Raw genomic sequence first — 206 nt, forward strand, 5'->3', positions numbered from 1 at the left:
ATTAAGACCATTAAAATTTATTAAATTTTAGCAATGGAAGGGTAGGAATATTTAGATTATGGATGTACGGAAACACTACAAGATGTTTAAGAAAGGCAAAAAGTGGTGCTGCATGGCCTTGACTACGGTTGCTGTTGCGGCAGGGACGTTAATGGCAACACAAACGGTCAATGCGGATACTGTTTCTGATGCGAATAACGTTTCCT

1 protein-coding gene is annotated in these 206 nt (G+C 39.3%); it reads left to right on the forward strand.

Annotation, left to right across the window (positions count from 1 at the left end; translation table 11 throughout):
- Positions 1–58 precede the first annotated feature (58 nt).
- A partial coding sequence (locus LJE08_RS15480) for a KxYKxGKxW signal peptide domain-containing protein (protein WP_227403705.1) occupies positions 59–206 on the forward strand: 148 nt, incomplete at its 3' end.

Origin of the sequence: Holdemanella sp. DFI.5.55 (assembly GCF_020593575.1) — a bacterium.
Classification (GTDB): domain Bacteria; phylum Bacillota_I; class Bacilli_A; order Erysipelotrichales; family Erysipelotrichaceae; genus Holdemanella; species Holdemanella hominis.